Genomic DNA, 19,791 nt, shown 5'->3' on the forward strand with positions numbered 1-19,791 from the left:
GCCGGACTTTCGTTCTACAGTGCCCGGAGCGGAGAGCCGGATGCAGTGAAAGTTGCACGTCCGGTTCGGAGGGGGGCAGTGGGGTGTTCTCTCGTAGACGCCACCCTGCCTACCCTACGGTACGATACCGGCACCTTCGTCCGCGCGATCGCCATTCACCTGAACGACGAGACGGCCGTCGCCGCCATGCGGCGCGCGAACCGGCTGCTCGAACGCCTCCAGCGTCATAAGCCCCCGGTGGACTCGGCCGTCTACGATGGTGGCCGCTACCGGGCCTACACCTTCACCGGACTGCCGCCGGAGCGGTTTCCCGCCGTTCGCCCCCGCTACGAATAGCGGCGCGCGCGCCTGCACTCCCCAATCCAGCACGAGAGGAACGCGCCATGTATCGCGTCCATCATTTCGACAGCAGCGAAGACGCCTACGACGCCTGCCTCGCCGGCAAGGCCGTTCGAGAAAACGATGTCGTGGTCGCCGCGTCCGAAGGCGTCGTCGGCCTCGCCTCGACCGACCCGATCGCGGTTACCATTACTGCCGGCGCGCTCAAGGCCTTTCCGGCGATGACCCGCGAAGACCTGCTCGCCGAGCTGGTCCACGGCGCCGCCACGATCGGCCGCGCCGTGGACGAGGCGCTCCGCCATCGATTCCCGGTCGCACCGAGTTTCCTCGCCTTCGCCGGGTTTCCGCACCGCCTGTTGCCGAACGAGGCCAGCCTCACGCTGACCCTCGACGACATCACCTCGATCGGGGACGCGATCGATCACCGCCTCGCCGTCTTCGCGGAGCTGTCCAAGACGGTCGACCCGGAGAGTTCGCGCGGGCTGTTCCTGGCGCAGGCCATCACCCGGCTCCGCGAGGGACGTGTCCGCCTGTTCAACTACACCAAAAGCGATGTGCCTCCGCCGGCATCGGGTCGACCCTGACCAACTGAGCAACGAGGCCGGAAGAGGAGGGGGGAGGGGAAGGCGGATGCGGGGATTGCCCCGCGCAACAGGAGACCGCCATGCTTCCCGCCTCGATCGCAACGAGCGTCGCCCCCGAGACCATCTCCAAGGTCACCCGGCTCTTCAACGGCTCGGCGCGTGACGTGCTCAACGAGCTGCTTCAGAACGCGCGGCGGGCGGGTGCCAGCACCGTCTCCATCTCGACCAAAGGAGGCGCCGGCGATCGGCTGCTCACCATCGTCGACGACGGCAGCGGGATCGATGACCCCGCCACAATCGTCACCCTGGGCCGATCGGGTTGGTCAGACGAAACCCGCGAGCGGGAGGACCCTGCCGGCATGGGTGTCTTCAGCCTCGCCGGTCGCGATGTGATGATCCGCTCCTGGTCTCGCGCCGAGCACCAAGGCTGGTGCGCGCATATTCCTGCAAGCGCGTGGGAAAGCAGCCGCCCGATCGCGATCACCAGCGATCCGATTATCCGCGGCACGTCGATCACCATCCGCATGCCCGAAGACTGGACGAGAACCCTCGAAGCGGACGTGGCGCACGTCGCCCGTTTCTTCCCGCTGACGGTCACCTTTCAGGGGACCGACTTGCCCCGTGAGGAATGGCTCGCGGGCGCGGTTCATGTCGAGGAATGGCAGGGCAGCCGAATTGGCATCTTCCGGAGCAACCCAGCTCCTGTCTCGATCTACGACCCAAGGCTGAACTTCCACGGGGTGACGATCCCCTGCTCCCTTCACCGCGTGAGCGAAGTCGGTGCTCGCGTGATGTGGACCGCCCGGGTCGACATCATCGACACGCCGTCCCTGCAGCTGGTCCTTCCGGCCCGCAAGGAAGCCGTGCAGAACGCAGCACTCGACGCGATGCTCGTTGCCGTCCGGGCCGCGATGTACCGCGCGATCGCACAGCAGGCCTCGCATCGCCTCGCTTATGCCGACTGGTCAGACGCGCGAGACTTAGGCGTCCAACTGCCCGAGGCCGAAGCCTATCTACGGGCTTGGCTTCCCCGCTGCGCGGACGCGCACGCCGCCTACGTCAGCGACGTCCGCGTGGAGGATCCCTCCATGGTGGTGATGACGGACTTCGAAGCCATCGTCGAACAACCCTTCGCGATCGCGATCGAGGGACGCTCCACCTTTGGCGGGCCGCTGGTCGACCAGGAGACGCAGTTCAGCGGCTATAGCTGGTACGACACGCTCGCGCGGGTTGAACAGATCGACTTCATGATCGAGCGCGACGGCCGCAAGTTCACGGTCTCGGATGTTCACGAGGCCCCGCCCAGCGAAGAGAGCGGCTTCGTCGATGCCATCACGCTAATTGCCACCATCGCGCATGCCGGCGCGTCGGTAGAGGTTTCCTGCGAGGCGGACATCGCTTTCGCCGCCGATCAGTTCATGTGCTCCTCGGCCGAGGACACGATCATCTTCGTGCGCAACGGCATGACACGCACAACCGCCGATGTCGCCGACCTGCTCGAGCGCGCCGTTTTCGAGCCAAACTCAGACTCGGACGCCGACAGCCACGAGACCCAGCGGGAACGCTTCGAGCGCGACGCGTTGGATCGCGTGATCGGGCTGCTGGAAGGCAGCGAGGCCGCCCTGGAGGCCCAGATCCGGCGCCTCCTCCGGTCGCATAGCTGGATCATCCCCGCCGATCGCACCGTCGCGATCAATGCCACGCGCGACACGGTCGAGGTCCAGATCGCCGACCGCCAGTCCGAGGCCGCCTGACATGGCCAGTTTTAGCCACGCCTATGGTGTTGCCTTCACCGTCCGCTCGCATGACCCGGAGGGCGCCGACGTCACTCCCTCAATGCTGAAGGCGGCGCTGCTGGCGCGCGTTGCCGATCTCGATGCTGCGGGCGAATGGCACGAGGCCGTGGGCACTCCCGTCGACACCTATCAGGAGGACGCAGCATGAGCGCCCGACCGCCCGTCGTCCTCGCCTATGGGGTCGGGGTCGACAGCACCGCCTTGCTGGTCGAGCTGGTAGATCGGGGCCAACCGCCCGACCTGATCCTGACTGCGGACACCGGGGTCGAGAAGCCCGCGACCTACGCCTACCTCGACGTGATCGGCCCATGGATCGCCGCACATGGCATCCGCCACGAGGTGGTCCGATACCAGCCGAAGCGCTTCAAGCACTGGCCTCCCTACTACTCGCTGCTGGAGATGTGCCTGACAAATGCCACGCTGCCGAGCAAGAGCATGGGTGGGTCCAGCTGCAGCCTCAAATACAAGAAGGCGCCGCAGGACGCCTTCCTCTCGACGTGGCAGCCCGCGATCGACGCATGGGCCAGAGGCCAGCGGGTCGTAAGATTGATCGGCTATGATGCGGGGCCGCGCGACACGATGCGCGCGAACCACGCTCTGTCCATCAACGATCCGCTTTACGACTGCCAATACCCGCTTCGAGAGTGGGGCTGGGACCGCGACGCCTGCATCCGTCGCATCGAGGCCGAGGGGCTACCCGTTCCCCCCAAGAGCGCCTGCTGGCTCTGTATCGCGAACCAGCCTGGCGAGATCCGGGAGCTGCCAACCTGGTGCCTGCGTCTCATCGTTCTGGTCGAGGCGCGCGCTGCCCCACGGCTCCATACAGTCGAAGGCCTGTGGCGTAGGTCGACGCGTGCCCGCCCCGGCCGAATGACCGACTTCATTCGGCACGAAAGCCTTCTCCCGGCTGACGAGATTGACCGGATCGAGCGTAACGCCCCCCTCGACCTTATCCGGTTCCAAGACGTTGCCGCCGGCGTGCCGGTCGATGAGCGACCAACGATGCGGGAATGGCTGGAGCGGTTCAACGCCGGTCTTCAGCCGATCGCATTGGCAGCCTGACCGTAGCCCCAAGCCTCAGTCTCGACACATCCGTAATCTGACGGAGATCCGCCGTGCTCACCACCACCGTTTCGCGCGACGAAATGATCGCGCGCCTCAACGATCGTTGCCGGAACGGCCTCGATCGCACCTCGCGAACCGTCATTACCAGGTCATGCCTCGCGACCTTCGGGAAGGGCAACAAGGCCGCCGAGATCGTAGCTCAGGCGAGGATCCTCGCGGCAATCCGACGGCATGCTTTCCCGGCCGACGACAGCACGAGGGACCGCGGCAGCATCACGTTCGAGGGCGAAACCGTGTATTTTACCATCGACGCCTACGACCTCGATCTATCCTATGGATCGCCCGACCCTGCCAATGCGAGCGTGACCCGCCGGGTCATGACGATCATGCTGCGCGAAGATCTCTGATGATCGTCTCTGGCTAATCTGGCCAGACTGGCTATATCGGGCTGACCAACAACGGAGACCTTCATGGCCGCTACCGCCGAGAGCTTCGCATCCGTTGCTCTGACCGACTTCCACAACCACCCGGGCACGGTCATCGACCAGAGCCAGCAGGCTCCGGTTGTGCTGACAAAGAACAAGCGCCGCTACGCCGCGGTTGTCAGCATCGACTATCTCGAACGCGCCACGGCCGCCCTTGAGGCCCTGCACGCGAACCGCCGCGTCCTTACTAGCGAGACCATGACCGATGACGACGCGGCGCGTCTTGAAACCAGCCTCCCCAGTGAAGCCGAGCTCGCCTCCGGCCGCTACGACTGGCAAGACCGGTAGCAACGCACCGGGCCGCGGCGCGGTCATCAACTATGTCTTTCTCTTCGCGGCCGAGAAGACCGCCGGCCGCGACGAAGGCGTAAAGGAGCGACCCGTCGTCATTCTTGCGGCCGACGCGAAGGGCTACATTGTCGTTCCCGTGACCACACGCGGCGAAATCGATCCATCGTCCGTCCTCCCGATCCCGGCCGATGTCGGCAAAGCCATGGGGCTCCCCCAGCCCGAGAACAGCTCCGTCGTCGTGACCGAAGCCAACAGTTTCGACTGGATGGGCCACGACGTTCGCCCCCGCGCGAATGGCAGCATTCTCTACGGGATCGTGCCTCCCGGCTTCTTCGGAAAGATCATCCAGGAGGTCCTCGCCCGACGGACCAAGCCGCTTGATCGACGGTGAGGAGGCTCGCGACGCCAGCTTCAGCCAAGCGTCGCGTACCACATCCCGAAGGCGTTGCTGACGACATGAACGACTAGGCCGGGGACCAGCGAACGGGTCCGGACGGCACAGAACGCGGCGCCGAGGCCGAGGCAGAGCGACGCGACCAGGTTCGCCGGCTCGAAATGAAGCGTCACGAACAGGAAAGCCGACAGGATCACCGCGACAAAGCCCGGAAGCCTGTCGATCACCGCGCCGACCAAATAGCCGCGATAGAGCAGCTCCTCGACCATCGGGGCGACGATCACGGTTGCGCCCAGCAACGCTAGACCCGCAGGCCCGGACAACGACGCGACGAGCGCGCGCCCGACCTCGAGGTTGCTGGCTGCCCCAGATTGCCAGACGGTCGCACCCTGAAGGGCCAAGATGCCGAGCGGGATCTGTGCGATGGCGAGACCTATCACCATCGTCTTGACGGTTTTCCCGTCCCTTTGTGGAGCGCGAAGCAACACCGCTTCCGCTCGCTCGGGTTTGCGCAGATCAAACGCAACGATCACCATCAGGAGGAGCGCAGCGGTGACGATCGTCACCGCGGTCAGCAAGGCCGAACGGGATTCGAGACCAACAGCCGGGCCGAGTCCGTAATGTATCACGGTAAGCGCGAGCTGGTGGGTGACCAGCGGTCCAGCAACCAACCACAGAGATGGGGCAGGGGTGCGAGCACCCGTCGCGGATGCGCCCGCTTCCTTCCGACCGACCGTCATCTCGTTCATCGTCTACCTCGGCGAGATCGTACCGCGGTCCGATCGTCCATCACCAGGAGACCGCCCATTAGGTCAAAAACAAGCCGAGGCCGTCAAGACCGGTCGAAGAGCCAGACGACCAATCTCGACCTCCTAAAGCTACTTCGACCAGCACCGCTCGATCCCGAGTGGGAGGCTGACAAAGCCGGATGGCGGAGCTTCGTCATGGGCACGGGCGGGAGCTGCTATCGCCAGGGCAGCAAGCTCCACCGGGCATGGCAACGCGGATACGATGCGGCTTCACGCTCAGCGGACCCCGAACGACTGATGCTCTAGAGCGTGCCGCCGCACCCCGGCGCGCCAACGGGCGAGTGAGAGGAGGGGGGAGGGTCGCTCGGATCATGGTGATCCGGGAGACCGAGCATGAACGCTTTCGGGCACAACATCGCCGAGGTGGTCATCCGCCACGGGCATATGGCCTGCGGTCTCGGCGCCGGGGCCGCCGGCATGAACGCTGCCAATCCCCGCGTCGGACCGCTCCGGGGCCGCTTTGAGTGCGCGGGCGGGATCGACGTCGACGCGGGCGCAATCCGCAATTTCGAGCGCCTGACGGGGGTCAAGGGGACGGTGATGGACCTCTTCGACGAGCGCCAGTACCGCGCCTTTCACGGCAAGGCCCCGCCGCTTGGTTGGCGCGAGGCGACACCCGCCGATATCCGCCGCGTCTTCGGGCGTCTCGACATCCTGTTCGCGTCCTATCCCTGCAAGGGCTTTTCCGGCCTGCTCTCTGCGCGCGCGGCAGAGACGGCGAAGTACCAGGCGCTCAACGACCTGACGACGCGGGGCATGATGCTGAGCCTCGAGGCCTATGCCGACGATCCCGTCGCAATCGTAGCGTTCGAGAACGTGCCCCGGATCGCGTCGGCGCGAGGTGCGCAGTTCCTCGCCAAGATCGACGCCCTCTACCGCGCCTACGGCTATGTCGTCAGCGATGTCGAGGACAGCATCCACGACTGCGGCACGATCGGCGGGCTCGCGCAAAGCCGGAAGCGCTTCCTGCGCCTGTTCCGCCACCCATCCAAGGTCCCGAACTTCATCTACCAGCCCGAGAAGAAGCGCCTCCGCGGTGTCGGGGAAGTCATCGGCAAGCTTCCCTTGCCCGGCGATCCGGCCGCCGGCGTCATGCACCGGGTTCCGGCCCTGCAATGGAAGACGTGGGTCCGCCTCGCGTTCGTGCCTGCCGGCAAGGACTGGCGTGCGCTGAACGAGCTCGCGGTAGTGGACGGCCGCCTTCGCGACTATGGCATCGTGCCAGAGCGCGACCTCCGCGAGAACGCCTTGGGCGTCCTCGACTGGGCCGACACAGCACCGACCCTGACCTCCGCCCGGTCTCCGGGTCAGGGAAGGTTTTCGGTCGCAGATGTCCGGATCGCGGCCGACTGGAACTCCGACGTGCTGGGCGTCCGCGAGTGGGAGGGCCACACCGGGACCGTCGCCGGCAGAACCGGTCCGACGAATGGCGCGTACAGCGTTGCCGACCCGAGGCCCGATTACGGCGCGCACACCCACCGGCACGTGCTCGGAGTGAAACGCTGGAGAGAGTCCGCAGCGACGATCAGCGGCAGCCCGAAGCCGAGCACAGGCGCGTACTCCGTCGCAGACCCTCGCGTCGAGGGCCACCCCAAAAGCGTCCAGCTCGGCGTGCGCCCGTGGTCACAGCCTGCACCCTGCATCAAGGGCGACGTTTCAGTCGGCACCGGCCCCTATGCGGTTTCCGACCCACGAGGGCCGCATTCTCCCCGCCTCAGCAATGTGTTCCGGATCGTCCCGACCGAGAACGCCTCACCCGGTCGGCCCGCCGGCTCGGTCCCCGACCCGCGGCCGACCCATGGCAGCGCCGCCCACCACAACAAGCTGAAGGTCGTCGCCAACGACGCCGCCGCCCCGACGATCACGGGATCGGACCGGGTCGGATCCGGCGCGCTGTCGGTCGCAGACCCGAGGCCGGGCTATTCCGAGGGCACGCATCGCAACATCCTCGCGGTGACCGACTTTGAGGTCGCCACGAAGGTGGTGACAGGTGCAAGCCATCCTGCAGGCGGCGCGCTATCGGTAGCCGATCCGAGACCCGTCGGTCTCGGCAAGGCCGCCCGCGCGCAACACTGCTACAACAGCCAAGCCCATTACGGCGTCGTGCGTTGGGAGGAGTCGAGCGTCGCCGTTCCGGGCTACGCCAAATACGACCGGGGCAAATGGTCGGTCGCAGATCCACGCATTCCGGCGCCGCAACCGATCGAGGCACTGCCCGCGCCGAATGATCGCCTCGTGGCGAGGATCATCGCGCCCGACAACACCTGGCACCGCCCGTTCACGACCCTCGAACTGGCTGCCCTGCAGTCGCTTTTCGACCCGGAGCTGGTCTTCCGCTTCGATGCCGACCTGGACCTATGGTCGATGGTCCAGCCCTTCGACATCGAGGGCAACTCGGATGCGATGAAGCGTGAGTGGATCGGCAACGCCGTACCTTCGGCCGCCGCGTGCGGGATGGCTGAGGAGATCGGGGAAGCACTCCTGCTCGCCCGCCTCGGCGAGACATTCACCCTGTCGGCTCGGGCGATCTGGGTGTCGCCTCTCCGAATGGCTCTCGCGGTCGACCACGCGCCCGTCCACGCCATCACGCACGGACAGGATCTCGAATGGGGCGAAGCGTCGTGAGCCGCTCCGTCCGGTCCGAGGGGGTTCGGTCCAACCGGGCCGACGTGCGCAATCCTATCCTCGCGCTGCCCAGCGCAACGAGGCTTCGCCAGCTCGCCCCTGCGACGCGCAGCGAGTTGAGCGGCTTGCTCTTCGAGTTGCGTGCCGATGCCCAGGCAAAGGCCGAGGACTGCTGGCGGCGCCACAAGGCACCAATGGCCGCCTACTGGAAGGCGGTCGCCGTCTATGCCGGTCACATCGCGAGGATCCTGCGATGACCTACAACCCGGCAATCGCCAACATCTCGCGCGCCGAGTTCGACGAGCTCATGGCGATCGTGCGTGGCCAACCCGACCGTGAACAACCTCTCGACCCCGACGACCTTTGGCGCCGCGAGTATCTCGAACAGCAGCGCCGCAACCTGGTCGTCGGTTATCAACCGGACCTTTTCTCCAAGAACACCGTCACCCATTACTGGCGACACGCCCCGGCCCCCGACGTCGAGCGGCCGCCCGTCGAAACCATCGAGGCCAAGATGGAGCGGATCAGGGGCGATCCGTTGGCGACCTTTGGACCGCCTCGCGCTGACCGGCCCGCCTTTCTGAGCGGCGAACAGAAGGCGGAGATCGTCCGCAATGCCGCCAACTGGCTCCGGGTCCGCCAGCGTGTCCGCATCGTCGACGCTCCGGGTACTGTCGACCCGGCCTTTGGCCCACAACGCTTCCTCGGGCGCGCCGGCGTCGTCTGGAGGCTCTGCAGCCGCACCTTCGCCGAGCGTTGCTACGTCTTCCTCGATCCCGTGGGCGGCGAACGGACCCACAAGATCGAGATGGTCGAGCTGCGCGACCTGGAGCCGATCGCATGAACCCGCGCCAGCCAGACCTATTCTACGGCGACAAGCAGCCGCCACGCACCGTTCCACCCTCACGCGCGTACCGGCGACCGGAGAAGACCAAGCCGAAGGGCTACGCGTGGGAGAGCATGGGAGCCTGGGTCCGCCACATGCACCGGCTGTTCGCCATGGAGACGCCAAGCAGCGACCATTACAGCCGAACCAGGGCGACGGCGCGAGAGCTGACGGTTGAACGGATCCGGCTATGCCGCCACGACGACGATCTTGCGCGCTGTGAGGACATGCTGGTGCGCGCCTTCGATGGTTGGCTCTACGGCCTCGATCGGGCATTCACCCGGGCCGAGCGAGGGACCCTCCTGGTCGAGGTCAGGAACCGTCGGACCTTGCTCGCGATGGGACGGACGACGGCTCGCCCGAAAGGCGCCAGGTTCGACCCCACGAAGTTGCCGGACGAAGCGCTCGATCGCTTGATCCAGCACCACCGGGACATCGCGGTCGTCGACCAGCTGCGCGCCGAGCGCACCCGACGCGCCGAAGCCGCGAGCGCGACGACGTCAGGAACTCTGACGTCCGCCAGTCTGATAACATAGATTATGTAAAACTATCAATGACTTAGCCGAATGTTGCCAGCCTTTGTGGCTGCTGTCACTCGCGAAAACGGGGCCGAAACCGTAGCAGCGGTTCCGACCCCGTCGATCCGAGGATCCTCCGACGTATCGGGAGATCGACCGTAGAACGCAGTCGCGTCCGTTCCGGTCCTCCGCCTCGATACATCGGGAACATTCAACTTTCCATGAACGGCCCGTGAGACGCTGCTCCAGCACTCGGCCGCTCAACCCCTAGACTTCACCCCGAGGGACATCACCATGACAGTCATCGCTATTTCCGCGCGTCGCAATCGCTTGGCTTCGTTCGAGAACGCTTATGCGGTTGCTGTCCAACTCCGCGAAACCACCGGCGTCGACCAATTCGTCGTCCGCACCGACAATCCTATACAACCCTTCCGCGTCTCGCGGCGTGAGCCGCAGCACCCGGAGACCATCCTTGCCCTGGTCGCCTGACCCGCCAGCTCAATTCTTCTCGGCGACGCCCGCCATCATGTCAGCCGCGGTCGTGCCTGCGACCAAGTCGCGCGCCGGCACATACTCGACCGGAAGCTTTTCGTCCCGAAGCACCCGGGCCATCCGGCCCCGACGGTAGGTCAGGCTCTTGAGCCAAGCGAGATCGATCATGGCGGCGCCGATCGGGCGCTCGTTCAACAGATACCAGAGCCGCATCTGAAACGGGTTCTTTGCCTGAAGGATATCCTCCAGCAGCAGGAAGCCCTCGCCATGGGCGATGTTACGACGAGCATCACACTCGAGCGCGACAAACGCCTCCGCCATCTCGCACGTCGCGAAATAAGCCGTATCCAACCCTTCCCCGATCGCAGCACCGGCCAGAAGGCGCCGATGCACCGTGATGTCGGGATCATCGACCGCATTCAGCGTGTCCAGCAGCGGCAGGTCGTAGTCGTAGCCCTGCATTACCTCCTTCATGTTCATGGTGGTCCTCCTTTGATGAAGCCGACGCCTTTGAACATAATGTGAACATACCCGGCAAGCGAAAACTTGCTCATAGATCCCGCGCCGAGCACGCAAGGCTAGAAAGGGGCCGCGCCGGCCCGATCCGGGTTGTCGCCGATGCCTGTTGGACAGTAGTCACCATCCGATCAGGCTAACTCACCACCAATCATCCCTAGCGGAGGAAGCGATGCTCAAGCCTCTTTTGGTACTCGCCATATGCGACGTCCTAATAACTGCGGTCGTGCTCGGCCTGATCTCGATCGGTAAGCTACCAATCGGCCGTATCGCGATTGCCACAGCTGCGAACCTACTCCTCGTCCTCTTCGCCCTGCGCGGCCATGCGCTGACCCATGGACTCGATCTCATAACGGTCCTTCTAGGCATCGCGGCGATTTACTTCGCTCGCTACACCATCATGTTCTGGCCGTACCTTCTTCCGGATCGGGTGGCGCAGAAGCTCGGCTGAGCCTCATGACCCTGTTTGCGGCCGTTCGCGCCGCCCTTGCGAAAACGCCCGCGCGCGAGCTCCTCGGCATTGCCGATTTCAGCGCCTTTGCCCTTGGCGTCCTGCTGCTGGTCGCCACGGACCCGACGACCTGGATCATCAGCGCCAGGTTCGCCGGCCTCTTTCTGCTCTACCTGGCGCTGCGCGCCTATGCCGTGGCTCGTTTGCTGCCGCGGTCGGGGCAACGCTCTTGCGACGATCGCCGCGTCGGATAGGCCCGGCCGCCAGCGAAAGGACAAACCGTGCCGGCACGTAAGGCCCCTGCCCCTCGTATCGCGATGCTCGGCCTCGTGACGGGTATAGCGACCGTCTTAGCCGCCTCGGCGTGGATCTATCTCCCGGTCGGCCTCGAAGAACAGCGCGCAGCGCTGGTGCTCTCACGCACTGGGTCGCGGGGAGCCGCCGCATACCGCGCCGCCATTGAGGACGGCAGGATTACCAGAAGCGAGATGCAAGACCTCCGTAGCGCTGCCGGCAGCGACGTCGATCACTGGCCATCGATGGACACCCCTGCCCGCTGACACCTCTGAGGAGGACAGGGGACCGGCGCCGAGCCATGCTTGCTACCGCCGAGACCTGGGCGACAACTTCCCCCTACCCAGCAGGCGCGAGCTATCGCGCTCCCGTCCCGATCTTGGCGCGGTTGCGCTGAATGGCGCGATTGCACCCGGCCAGCGTCGAAATGATCGTCTGGTCCGCAAGCCCTTCATCGAAGGAGCGCTTGTAGTAACCCCGGACTCGTGGATCGTTCGTGCTGCCGAACTCCCTCACGAGCGCGTCCGAGCGCGCAGCCCCGATCTTCGCCCGACAGGTCCCCGCAAGCATCATCAGGTCACCACGAGCCTGAATCCCCGGCGTTTGCCAACTCGCCAGTCCACCCGCTTCCAGCATGCTATCCGCCATGTCGGTCGCCGCGCGCTCCAGGTCATAGCCGGGCGGAGCGAGGATCAGCTTCGAGAAGATCGGGTCGGACGTAGCCGCCACGCACGTTCGGCCGTAGCCGAGCAGGACCGTCCTCAAGGCGCGTAGCTGCGCGTCGGTCTTCGCTGCCGCTGACGCGGCCTCAAGGTCGGTCGTGAACATCGCGCCCTGTCGCCCGACCGCCTCGTTCTTCAGCCTTTCGAGCGTGGCTCCGTCGAGCTTCCAACTGGCGGTCTCCGCCGTCACTCCCGCGTCTGCCTTGTTCGGCAGCTCGGAGTCGACCGTCATCCCTAGGCGCTCGCAAATCGGCGCCGTGACGACATAGCGGCCAACCTGGTCAAGACGATCCTGCTGCGCTTGGGTCTGCGACATAGCCGGCGACGCCAGAACTGCGCCGACCGCCACTACGATCATCCCTCTCGACATGCCTGAACGTCCCCCGACTTGATCCGCGACGCCATGGGCCCGTCGCTTCGTGGTGATGGCTGGGATCAGCGCGATTGGGTGCATGATCGGACGCCTGTTCGGGGTCGGGTTGTAGCAGGGAAGAAGGGGCAAGAAAGGGGTTCGAGCGCCCGCCCTTCGGGCGGTAACCTGCTCTAGTCGGCTTCGCCTCCCGGAGCCCCGCGTGCCGCGGGTCTCCGCCCTGCGGGTGACGATCAGGCGCAGGGGGTTGCGCTCGCCGCTACAGGCCTTCTCCGGCCATTCTGACGCGTGTGTGGCGAGCATGCGCGGATTAGGTCGCCGCTCCCCTGCCCTGCCCCGGACGTCACCCCTGCCCCACGGACACCGCAGGCAGCCTTCGGCTAATGAATCATGCGCAAGGCGCATGATGGTGTTTTGTGGGCCAATGATCTCATCGCCCCCTGCGCCGTCTCCCAGTGTCCCTGCGTTGCAGCCCTGCCCGCCGGGGTCGGCGCCAATGATGAATTGCCCGCTACGCGGACAATGTTTTTGTTTGTCATGAAGGCGCCTCAACAAGAATACCGGGCCTTACGGCCCTACGGTTTCCACCCCGCAAGCGGGGCGGAGCCTCCGTCATTCATGTTGACCCCGACGAACAGGCCCGCGCCTTGCGACCCTGCGAGGACGGCTCCGGGTGCGATGAGATCAAAGGCCGGGCTGCGCCCATCAACACAGTTGAGGCAGAGTTGTCCGCATGGGCGGACAACGCGTTGTTTGTTCGCTTTATTTGCGGCCCCTAGTCGGGGCCTTTTTCTTTGCTCGGACTCACCAGGTACGATGAAATACTGTCAAGAAATCAATGCGCTTCAATACTTTGAGGGGAGGGGGTAAAAGAAAGATGCCGGAAGGGAAGGGGACAGGCCCCGCCCAGGCAAGGGGGGACAGGCCCCCGGTTTAAGGAGTGCAAGCCATGAACATCGGTCAGTTCAAGTCGGTCAACGGCCAGCTTCTGGGTTCGGTCGCAACGGCAACCATCGACCTCGCGCGCTTGGGTTTGCGCCCGGTCGACAGCGACAACGAGAAGGCCCCCGCGTTCGAGATCATGGTTCTGAACGTCGCCAAGCGTTGGGTGCAGATCGGCGCGCTGTGGGAAGCCACCAGCAACGCAACGGGCGAGGTTTTCTATCAGGGCCGCTTGGACGACCCGAGCCTTCCCGAACCGCTCCAGATCATGCTTTTCGGCAACGATGAAGAAGGTTTCCGCGTCGTGTGGAACCGCCCCGTCGCCCGCCGCGAAAATCTGGACGGCAGCCGCCAGACCCGCCGCAGCCGCGCCGCCGACGCCTTCGGCGAGGGGAACGCCACCGACAACGGCCAGCTTGCCGAGCGGATGGACGACGAAATCCCCGCTTTCTGATCGACCAGACGGGCGGGGAGAGGGGTGCAACCCTCCCCCGGCCCTGATCGCAACCCATGCCAAGGATTGACGCCATGACCAAGGAAACGACTAGCCGCCGCTTTAGCACCTTCGCCGCCCTTGGCGAAGCGTTCGGAATGACCCCGGACGAGTACCGCGCCGCCGACCGCGCCGACGCCATCGCAGAGAGCATCCGCGACGACACAACCGCGACGAGCTTTCAGGAAGCGTTCGGCGACGTTGGCGCGCTTTCCATCGTGGAAATGGGAGCCGAGGCGCAGGAACTCGACATGCCCGAACCCGCCGAGGCGCAGCACGATTGCGCCGCCATCATCACCACGATTTTTGACCTGTTCCGCGATACCCGCCTTGAGACGAGCGCGCAGGCGATCGCATGGGGGTTCGTCAATTCGTTTCACTATGAAGCGGAGAAGCTGGCCCGCGAGGAAGACACGCTTTGCCGCGACCTTGGCGAGATGATCCGCCGACAGGACCCGTCCGAAATTTTCGCCGTCGAGATGGAGGAATTGCAGCTTCGCGCCCAGACCAAGACCGAGCAGCGCGCCGCCATCGAATGTATGCGCGACTATGCCGCCGACTGCTACCGCGCCCAGACCGGCCGCCCGTGGAGCGCCGCGCGCGGATCGAAGGTTTCGAGCGCCACCACCGCGAGCCAGATCGCAGCCGCCGACTTCCTGAAAGCACGCGCCACCGCGCACCGCGAGAAGCGCAATCCCACCGGCCCGCTTGTCGTCTTTTCGGGCGGTCAGGAATGGCACGACTTCCAGCAGCTTTACGACCGGCTCGACCAGATCAAGGCGCGCATCCCGAACATGACGCTTTGCACCACCGCGCAGCGGAAAGGATGCGACGCCATCGCCGCCGCATGGGCCGCAAGCCGGAACGTTCCGCTAGTCGCGTTCACCCCGCAGACGGCCCGCTATGGCAACCGCGCCGGTTTTGTGCGGAACAAGCAGCTTGCGGACCTCCGCCCCGTTGAAGCCATCGTGTGTCAGGGATCGGGCTTGCAGAGCAATTTGCTCGACACCCTGAAAGCCGCGAACGTGCCCACCCACGCCTTCCGCATCGACGGACAGGCACCCATGACCGCCGACGCCAAGCGGCAGAATTGGGGATGACCTAACCGGGCGGCGACCAGCGCGCCGCCCCCCTCTTTTCCTTGGCAGGAAACGACTAGGCCAGCGACGGGCAACACCCGGCGCTGGCCCTTTGTCGTCAGCGTCGCTTGTGGGGGAAACCCTACCGGTTTCCCCCACGCCGGGCGATCGGGCGCGCGACCACTACGGCGCGGCCCCGGCGGGCCGCACCTGGCGGCCGCGCGCCCGATCGCCCTCCCCCTTCCGGTAAGGCGCTGCCGCCCGCCTGGACGAGCTCGCACGCGCTTCCCATTGACCGGCGGGACTTCGGAGCCGGGGAAGCGCGAGCCGGGCATCGAACCCGGCTCGCGCTGCTGCCGCGCGCCTCGGTCTCAACGGGCCGGATCCTGCCCTTTGCTGCCCCAGTCATGCCGCCGGGAACGGCTCGACCGCCCTGCCCACATTCGAGCCTTGGGACCGCGGCCGGAGAGGAGAGGGAGAAGGAGAGGCGGTTCCAACGAAGGAGGTCGAGATGACCATCACGTTCCGCGTCGACGACGGCCACGATACGCTCGCAATTCCGTCCGCGATCATCACCCACGACCAGCTCGGGGCGCTGCGCACCTTGCTCGCCGAACAGGGGGCGCGGCTCGGTGTCGCTCTGATCGTCAGCGACTATGGCGAGCCGGGTGCAGGAGCGTTCGGTTTCGAGGCCCGCGTCTGCCCGCTGGCTCTCGCGGCCGTGTCGGCTTGCTTTGACCACGATCCCGCTGTCATCACCGTTCTCGATGAAGCCCAGTTTCGCGGGCGCCGGGTCCGCGTATGGCAGAGCGCTGGCACGGCTGACGTCTGGGTCGGCTTGGCATCTAGCCTCGACGCCGCGCCCGAGCTGGAGGTCAGCAGCAGCAACGGCCTCGCCATCCTCGAGATGCTCGGTCTCGACACCGAAAGCGTCGGCGCGATCTCGGTCGGGGAACTCCGCCAACGCCTCACCGATCCGCGTATCCGGCGCCGCATCGACGACGAGCCCGGATTGGCTCGCTACCTTCCCACCCTGATCGAGATGGCGGCGGTCAAACCGGTCACCGGCGAGCTTCATCTGGCATGGGCATAGGTCCCTCCCCTGCCCCGCTTCGAGAACCGACGGGAAGCGCGAGCCTGACGGCCCGCGCTTCCCTTTTTTTGCCTGATACCGTCAAGCCGGCTTCGCCTCCCTCGGGGCGGAAAATGGAATGGCCGCGCAGAGCTTTCAGCCCTGCGCGGCCATGGCGCATTGTTTTGTCTCGAACCGCCTCAGGCCGCCGCCTTGAGCCGCTTCTCGACCTCCTCCACGCCCAGCGTCTTCACCACCGTCATGATCTGCTCCAGCCGGTCCAGTGGAAGCCTCAACAGCCCCGCTTTTTCGACCGTGTCGATCGCCGCTTCCCGCAGCTTCGCCTTGTGCGCCTTTCGACGCTCGGCAAGCCTACGCTCCTCGGCCTCGATCGCAGCCAGTTCGGTGTCCAGTGACTTCGCCATCGCTTTACCTTTCGGGTCAGGCTGATCGGCTCTGAACACGCCCATGATAGCCCGCCGTCACGCCTCCGAAAAGCCACCCCGTAGGACCCTACGACCCACCCGACCGCAGAGGACCTTTCCGTGATCGGCGCTCCCACTTTCTACCGCGCGAAGCGCAATCATTCCCTCCCGCTTCCGCCTAGCGGCGGTTCGGAGCCAACCGGAAACCACGACCTGTCCGGGACGATTCCGAGACGGCACCGGGGACTAACAATCACCGAGGATGAGGGACTACAGTAGAGCACACCCTACGCAACTTCGTTGCAGGGATTTCGACTAATTCCAGCCACTTAGCCCGGTTTTGACGCGAGTCCCAAGCGACCACGTTTTGGTCCCAGCCGGTCCCACCTGAAAAGTCGCCTGAATTGAGCCACTTGGGCGTAGTCGCCTGGGATCGCGGACCTCCGATACCGGCATATATGCCTTGCCTGCAACCGCGTCAGACGCTAAACCAATCCCGCTTTGCGAAGGCCCACCATCCTCCCTGCTAGGAGGATTGGTAGTGAAGAAGACCTTTCAGCGGACCGTTCGGTTCGACCGTGACCAGGCGGCGCGCCTCGAGGCGATCGCTGTCAATCACAACCGAACTTTCGCAGATCAACTGCGCATCGTCCTCACCGAGTGGTTGGAGGGCCAGAACATCCTCAACGCGAGCCAGCTTCGGCAGGCCCGCGTCGCTGAGTATGCGCAGGCTGCGCTCGACACGATCATCCTCGAAAACCACCCCGAGTTTCGCGATCGGATCGTCGCTGAAACCGACCGCCGGATGGAGCGCTATCATGGCGCGCGCTGACATCCGCAACGACGGCCGTCCGATTCCGCTGACCCACCACTCAGCAAGGGGCGACGTTCCTCGCAACTCGGGCAATTTCACCCGCGGCAGCCAGCTCCTGAACACACAGGTACTGATGTGGCTGCAGGGCGCGAAACTGCCGGTCTTTATGTGGCTGATCTTCTTCGCGATCGCCTACGTCATCATCCTCTCGGTAACCCTCAACGAGAACAACGTGCAGCTGATCTGCATGCGGATCCTGTCGAGCCTCTGGGACTGGGTGGCCCTCGACAATCTGAAGGCGGTGAACCTGCGGATGCCGGACAACTCCGTCCATCGCTCCGTGATGGGCTTTGTGCCCTACGTTCCCGAGGTCGCAGCCGCTTGGACGAAGGCAGTTCGTGGGGTCATCGGTTCCGCCCTGATCGCGACCTTCGTCACAGTCCCGGCATCGGTCTGGTACGTCGATTTCTCGAAGCGTCGCGGCAAGGCGATGATCCAGGAACGCCACGAGCGCGGCGCCATGCTGGTGGAGCGCGATGTCCTCTATCAGGAGATCATCCATCACAACCAAAGCGAGTTCGTAAAAGAAGCGCGCACGCTCTTCCCGGATCGCACACCGGAAGCCGTCCTGAAGCTGCCATTTGCCGCCCGAAAGGCAGGCGGGATCCATCACCCCTACACCCTCGCCGGCATCCCCTACCCTCACCGGCTAGAACAGTCGCACACGATGCTGATCGGTACGACCGGCGCGGGTAAGACCACAGCGCTGCGGAGCCACATCAAGCAGATGCGCGAGCGCCAGGACAGCGCCGTCGTGTTCGACCTAACCGGCGCCTATGTCGAGGCGTTCTACGATCCAGCGCGCGACACGATCTTGAACCCCCTGGACGCTCGCTGCCCCGCGTGGTCGATCTTCAACGACTGCCGAACCTATAGCGAGTTCACCGCCGCTGCAGCAGCGCTGATTCCGTCGGACGGAGGCTCATCGGAGCCCTTCTGGGCGCTCGCCGCCCGGACCCTCTTCATCGAGATGTGCATGAAGCTCATCGAGAAGAAACAGACCACCAATCGGGCGCTCGCCGACAACCTGATGACGGCCGATCTGAAGCAGGTGCACAAGTACCTCCAGAAGACGATCGCAGACCCGCTCACGGCACCTGAGGCGGCCCGCATGGCGGAGTCTATCCGCGCCGTCTTCAACACCAATGCGCAGGTCCTGCGCTTCCTCCCCGACGAAGGCAGCTCCTACTCGATCAAGGACTGGATCACGGGCGACAAAAAGCCGGGCTCGATCCTCTTCATCACGTCGAACTACACCGACTTGGAGATGAACCGGGCGCTGCTCACGCTTTGGTCCAACCTCGCCATCCACTCGCTGATGACCATGAAGCACACCCGCGCACTGCGGACCTGGTTCATGTTCGACGAGCTCGGCGCTTTGCACCGCCTCCCCGCCATCGAAAGCGGCCTCCAGACTGCCCGGAACTTCGGCGGAGCGATGATCCTCGGCCTCCACTCGTTCGACAAGCTCATCCAGGTCTACGGCGAGGAGAATGCCCGCAATCTGTCATCACTCGCGCGCACCAAGCTGATCCTTGCTGCCGCCGATCTCGACACAGCCGAACAGTGCGCCCGCTACATCGGCAACCGCGAGATCCGGCAGATGGATGAGGGGTACAGCTACGGCTACAACAACACTCGTGACGCATCGACCCTGACGCCCCGCAAGCAGGTCGAGCCCCTCGTCATCCCCGACGACATCACGAACCTGCCCTCCATGCACGGCTACGTGAAGTTTCCCGACGGCTTTCCCGCCGCCCGCATCAGGCTGGAATGGGCCAACTACCCGAAGGTCGCAGAAGGCTTCATGCGGCGAGGACCGGGCAAGCCCGACGAGCCGGATGGCCAAGTTCGCGGAGGTGGGGGGCGGCCGAAGAACGGGGATGGCGACGGCGGGCGTGGGGAGTCCCTCGCCATGACGGAGGAGGAGCTGGCGGCGCGCGATGAGCCCACCAATTTGGCCGCGGGTATTCTGTCGATGCCAACCGAGGAGCAGGAGCGCGAAGCCCGCGACGCCAACAATCGTGAAGCCCTCGAGCGAATGGACCCGAGCGCCCCGCGCGAACCCAACCAGAAGGCCTCAAACGACCAGAAGGATGACCGGGAGCGCGGGGTCGATCGCATCGATGTCAGCCAGGTGCGGACAACCGACCGCGGCAAGGGCGAAACGCACGCCCAGCAGGTAGACCGTGAAGACCTCGGCGTTCGGGAGGCACGGGACGACTTTACGCCTGAGCAGGACGGCGATGACCTCGCCGTCGGCATGTAG

Annotated in this window: 24 protein-coding genes; 20 read left to right on the top strand and 4 right to left on the bottom strand. The window is 65.1% G+C overall.

Annotated elements, in window-relative coordinates:
- The 8 genes from MF607_RS17475 to MF607_RS17510 form a co-directional block, all read left to right on the top strand.
- Positions 1–336: hypothetical protein (locus tag MF607_RS17475; protein WP_242121177.1), on the top strand; the 336-nt coding region annotated here is incomplete at its 5' end.
- Between the two features lie 47 nt (positions 337–383).
- Positions 384–923 carry a hypothetical protein gene (locus MF607_RS17480; RefSeq protein ID WP_242121179.1) on the top strand — a complete coding sequence of 180 codons (540 nt, stop codon included), beginning with the start codon at positions 384–386 and terminating at the stop codon, positions 921–923.
- An 80-nt stretch (positions 924–1,003) separates the two neighbouring features.
- A complete protein-coding gene (locus tag MF607_RS17485) occupies positions 1,004–2,677 on the top strand; it encodes an ATP-binding protein (RefSeq protein ID WP_242121181.1) in 1,674 nt (557 codons plus the stop codon).
- Position 2,678: 1 nt separating this feature from the next.
- The gene (locus tag MF607_RS17490) at positions 2,679–2,867 is read left to right on the top strand and encodes a hypothetical protein (protein ID WP_242121183.1); all 189 of its coding nucleotides are present in this window, start codon (positions 2,679–2,681) and stop codon (positions 2,865–2,867) included.
- Positions 2,864–3,781 carry an adenine nucleotide alpha hydrolase family protein gene (locus tag MF607_RS17495; protein ID WP_242121184.1) on the top strand — a complete coding sequence of 306 codons (918 nt, stop codon included), beginning with the start codon at positions 2,864–2,866 and terminating at the stop codon, positions 3,779–3,781. Before MF607_RS17490 ends, MF607_RS17495 begins: the two co-directional genes overlap by 4 nt.
- 53 nt (positions 3,782–3,834) lie before the next feature.
- Positions 3,835–4,191, top strand: a complete 357-nt coding sequence (locus MF607_RS17500) for a DUF3768 domain-containing protein (RefSeq protein ID WP_431311969.1) — start codon at positions 3,835–3,837, stop codon at positions 4,189–4,191.
- Positions 4,192–4,254: 63 nt separating this feature from the next.
- Positions 4,255–4,557, top strand: a complete 303-nt coding sequence (locus tag MF607_RS17505) for a type II toxin-antitoxin system prevent-host-death family antitoxin (RefSeq protein WP_242121186.1) — start codon at positions 4,255–4,257, stop codon at positions 4,555–4,557.
- Positions 4,511–4,951 carry a hypothetical protein gene (locus tag MF607_RS17510; RefSeq protein WP_242121188.1) on the top strand — a complete coding sequence of 147 codons (441 nt, stop codon included), beginning with the start codon at positions 4,511–4,513 and terminating at the stop codon, positions 4,949–4,951. The genes MF607_RS17505 and MF607_RS17510 overlap by 47 nt, the downstream gene beginning before the upstream one ends.
- A 20-nt stretch (positions 4,952–4,971) precedes the next feature.
- On the opposite strand, the gene MF607_RS17515 is transcribed toward MF607_RS17510, so the two are convergent.
- Entirely contained in the window at positions 4,972–5,703 is a 732-nt protein-coding gene (locus MF607_RS17515; protein ID WP_242121190.1) for a CPBP family intramembrane glutamic endopeptidase, read from the bottom strand.
- A gap of 393 nt (positions 5,704–6,096) precedes the next feature.
- Between MF607_RS17515 and MF607_RS17520 the strand changes: the two genes are divergently transcribed.
- The 5 genes from MF607_RS17520 to MF607_RS17540 all read left to right on the top strand — a co-directional run bounded on the left by MF607_RS17520 (position 6,097) and on the right by MF607_RS17540 (position 10,281).
- Positions 6,097–8,388: a DNA cytosine methyltransferase gene (locus tag MF607_RS17520; protein WP_242121192.1), complete on the top strand. Its 2,292-nt coding sequence runs from the start codon at positions 6,097–6,099 to the stop codon at positions 8,386–8,388.
- A gap of 44 nt (positions 8,389–8,432) precedes the next feature.
- Positions 8,433–8,645, top strand: coding sequence for a hypothetical protein (locus MF607_RS17525; protein ID WP_242121194.1), 213 nt, complete (start codon positions 8,433–8,435; stop codon positions 8,643–8,645).
- Positions 8,642–9,232: a hypothetical protein gene (locus tag MF607_RS17530; protein ID WP_242121197.1), complete on the top strand. Its 591-nt coding sequence runs from the start codon at positions 8,642–8,644 to the stop codon at positions 9,230–9,232. The genes MF607_RS17525 and MF607_RS17530 overlap by 4 nt, the downstream gene beginning before the upstream one ends.
- On the top strand, positions 9,229–9,810 hold the full coding sequence (locus MF607_RS17535; RefSeq protein ID WP_242121198.1) for a hypothetical protein: 582 nt from the start codon (positions 9,229–9,231) through the stop codon (positions 9,808–9,810). The genes MF607_RS17530 and MF607_RS17535 overlap by 4 nt, the downstream gene beginning before the upstream one ends.
- Positions 9,811–10,086: 276 nt before the next feature.
- Positions 10,087–10,281: a hypothetical protein gene (locus MF607_RS17540; RefSeq protein WP_242121201.1), complete on the top strand. Its 195-nt coding sequence runs from the start codon at positions 10,087–10,089 to the stop codon at positions 10,279–10,281.
- A gap of 9 nt (positions 10,282–10,290) precedes the next feature.
- Here the strand turns inward: MF607_RS17540 and MF607_RS17545 are convergent, their stop codons facing one another.
- A complete protein-coding gene (locus MF607_RS17545) occupies positions 10,291–10,764 on the bottom strand; it encodes a hypothetical protein (protein ID WP_242121202.1) in 474 nt (157 codons plus the stop codon).
- Between the two features lie 262 nt (positions 10,765–11,026).
- On the opposite strand from MF607_RS17545, the gene MF607_RS17550 reads away from it, so the two are divergent.
- Complete coding sequence (locus MF607_RS17550; protein ID WP_242121204.1) at positions 11,027–11,251, top strand: hypothetical protein; 225 nt, start codon at positions 11,027–11,029, stop codon at positions 11,249–11,251.
- 5 nt (positions 11,252–11,256) lie between these two features.
- On the top strand, positions 11,257–11,505 hold the full coding sequence (locus tag MF607_RS17555) for a hypothetical protein (protein ID WP_242121206.1): 249 nt from the start codon (positions 11,257–11,259) through the stop codon (positions 11,503–11,505).
- A gap of 397 nt (positions 11,506–11,902) precedes the next feature.
- Here the strand turns inward: MF607_RS17555 and MF607_RS17560 are convergent, their stop codons facing one another.
- On the bottom strand, positions 11,903–12,625 hold the full coding sequence (locus tag MF607_RS17560) for a hypothetical protein (RefSeq protein WP_242121208.1): 723 nt from the start codon (positions 12,623–12,625) through the stop codon (positions 11,903–11,905).
- A 961-nt stretch (positions 12,626–13,586) separates the two neighbouring features.
- On the opposite strand from MF607_RS17560, the gene MF607_RS17565 reads away from it, so the two are divergent.
- From MF607_RS17565 to MF607_RS17575, 3 genes are all read left to right on the top strand, one after another.
- Complete coding sequence (locus tag MF607_RS17565) at positions 13,587–14,033, top strand: DUF736 domain-containing protein (RefSeq protein WP_242121210.1); 447 nt, start codon at positions 13,587–13,589, stop codon at positions 14,031–14,033.
- Between the two features lie 74 nt (positions 14,034–14,107).
- The gene (locus MF607_RS17570; RefSeq protein ID WP_242121211.1) at positions 14,108–15,172 is read left to right on the top strand and encodes a DUF2493 domain-containing protein; all 1,065 of its coding nucleotides are present in this window, start codon (positions 14,108–14,110) and stop codon (positions 15,170–15,172) included.
- Positions 15,173–15,662: 490 nt separating this feature from the next.
- The gene (locus tag MF607_RS17575; RefSeq protein ID WP_242121214.1) at positions 15,663–16,244 is read left to right on the top strand and encodes a hypothetical protein; all 582 of its coding nucleotides are present in this window, start codon (positions 15,663–15,665) and stop codon (positions 16,242–16,244) included.
- 179 nt (positions 16,245–16,423) lie between these two features.
- On the opposite strand, the gene MF607_RS17580 is transcribed toward MF607_RS17575, so the two are convergent.
- On the bottom strand, positions 16,424–16,648 hold the full coding sequence (locus tag MF607_RS17580; protein ID WP_242121215.1) for a hypothetical protein: 225 nt from the start codon (positions 16,646–16,648) through the stop codon (positions 16,424–16,426).
- Positions 16,649–17,189: 541 nt separating this feature from the next.
- Between MF607_RS17580 and MF607_RS17585 the strand changes: the two genes are divergently transcribed.
- The gene (locus MF607_RS17585; RefSeq protein WP_242121218.1) at positions 17,190–17,480 is read left to right on the top strand and encodes a hypothetical protein; all 291 of its coding nucleotides are present in this window, start codon (positions 17,190–17,192) and stop codon (positions 17,478–17,480) included.
- Positions 17,467–19,791 carry a type IV secretion system DNA-binding domain-containing protein gene (locus MF607_RS17590; RefSeq protein WP_242121220.1) on the top strand — a complete coding sequence of 775 codons (2,325 nt, stop codon included), beginning with the start codon at positions 17,467–17,469 and terminating at the stop codon, positions 19,789–19,791. Before MF607_RS17585 ends, MF607_RS17590 begins: the two co-directional genes overlap by 14 nt.

Source organism: Sphingomonas lacusdianchii, assembly GCF_022664395.1.
GTDB classification, from domain to species: domain Bacteria; phylum Pseudomonadota; class Alphaproteobacteria; order Sphingomonadales; family Sphingomonadaceae; genus Sphingomonas; species Sphingomonas lacusdianchii.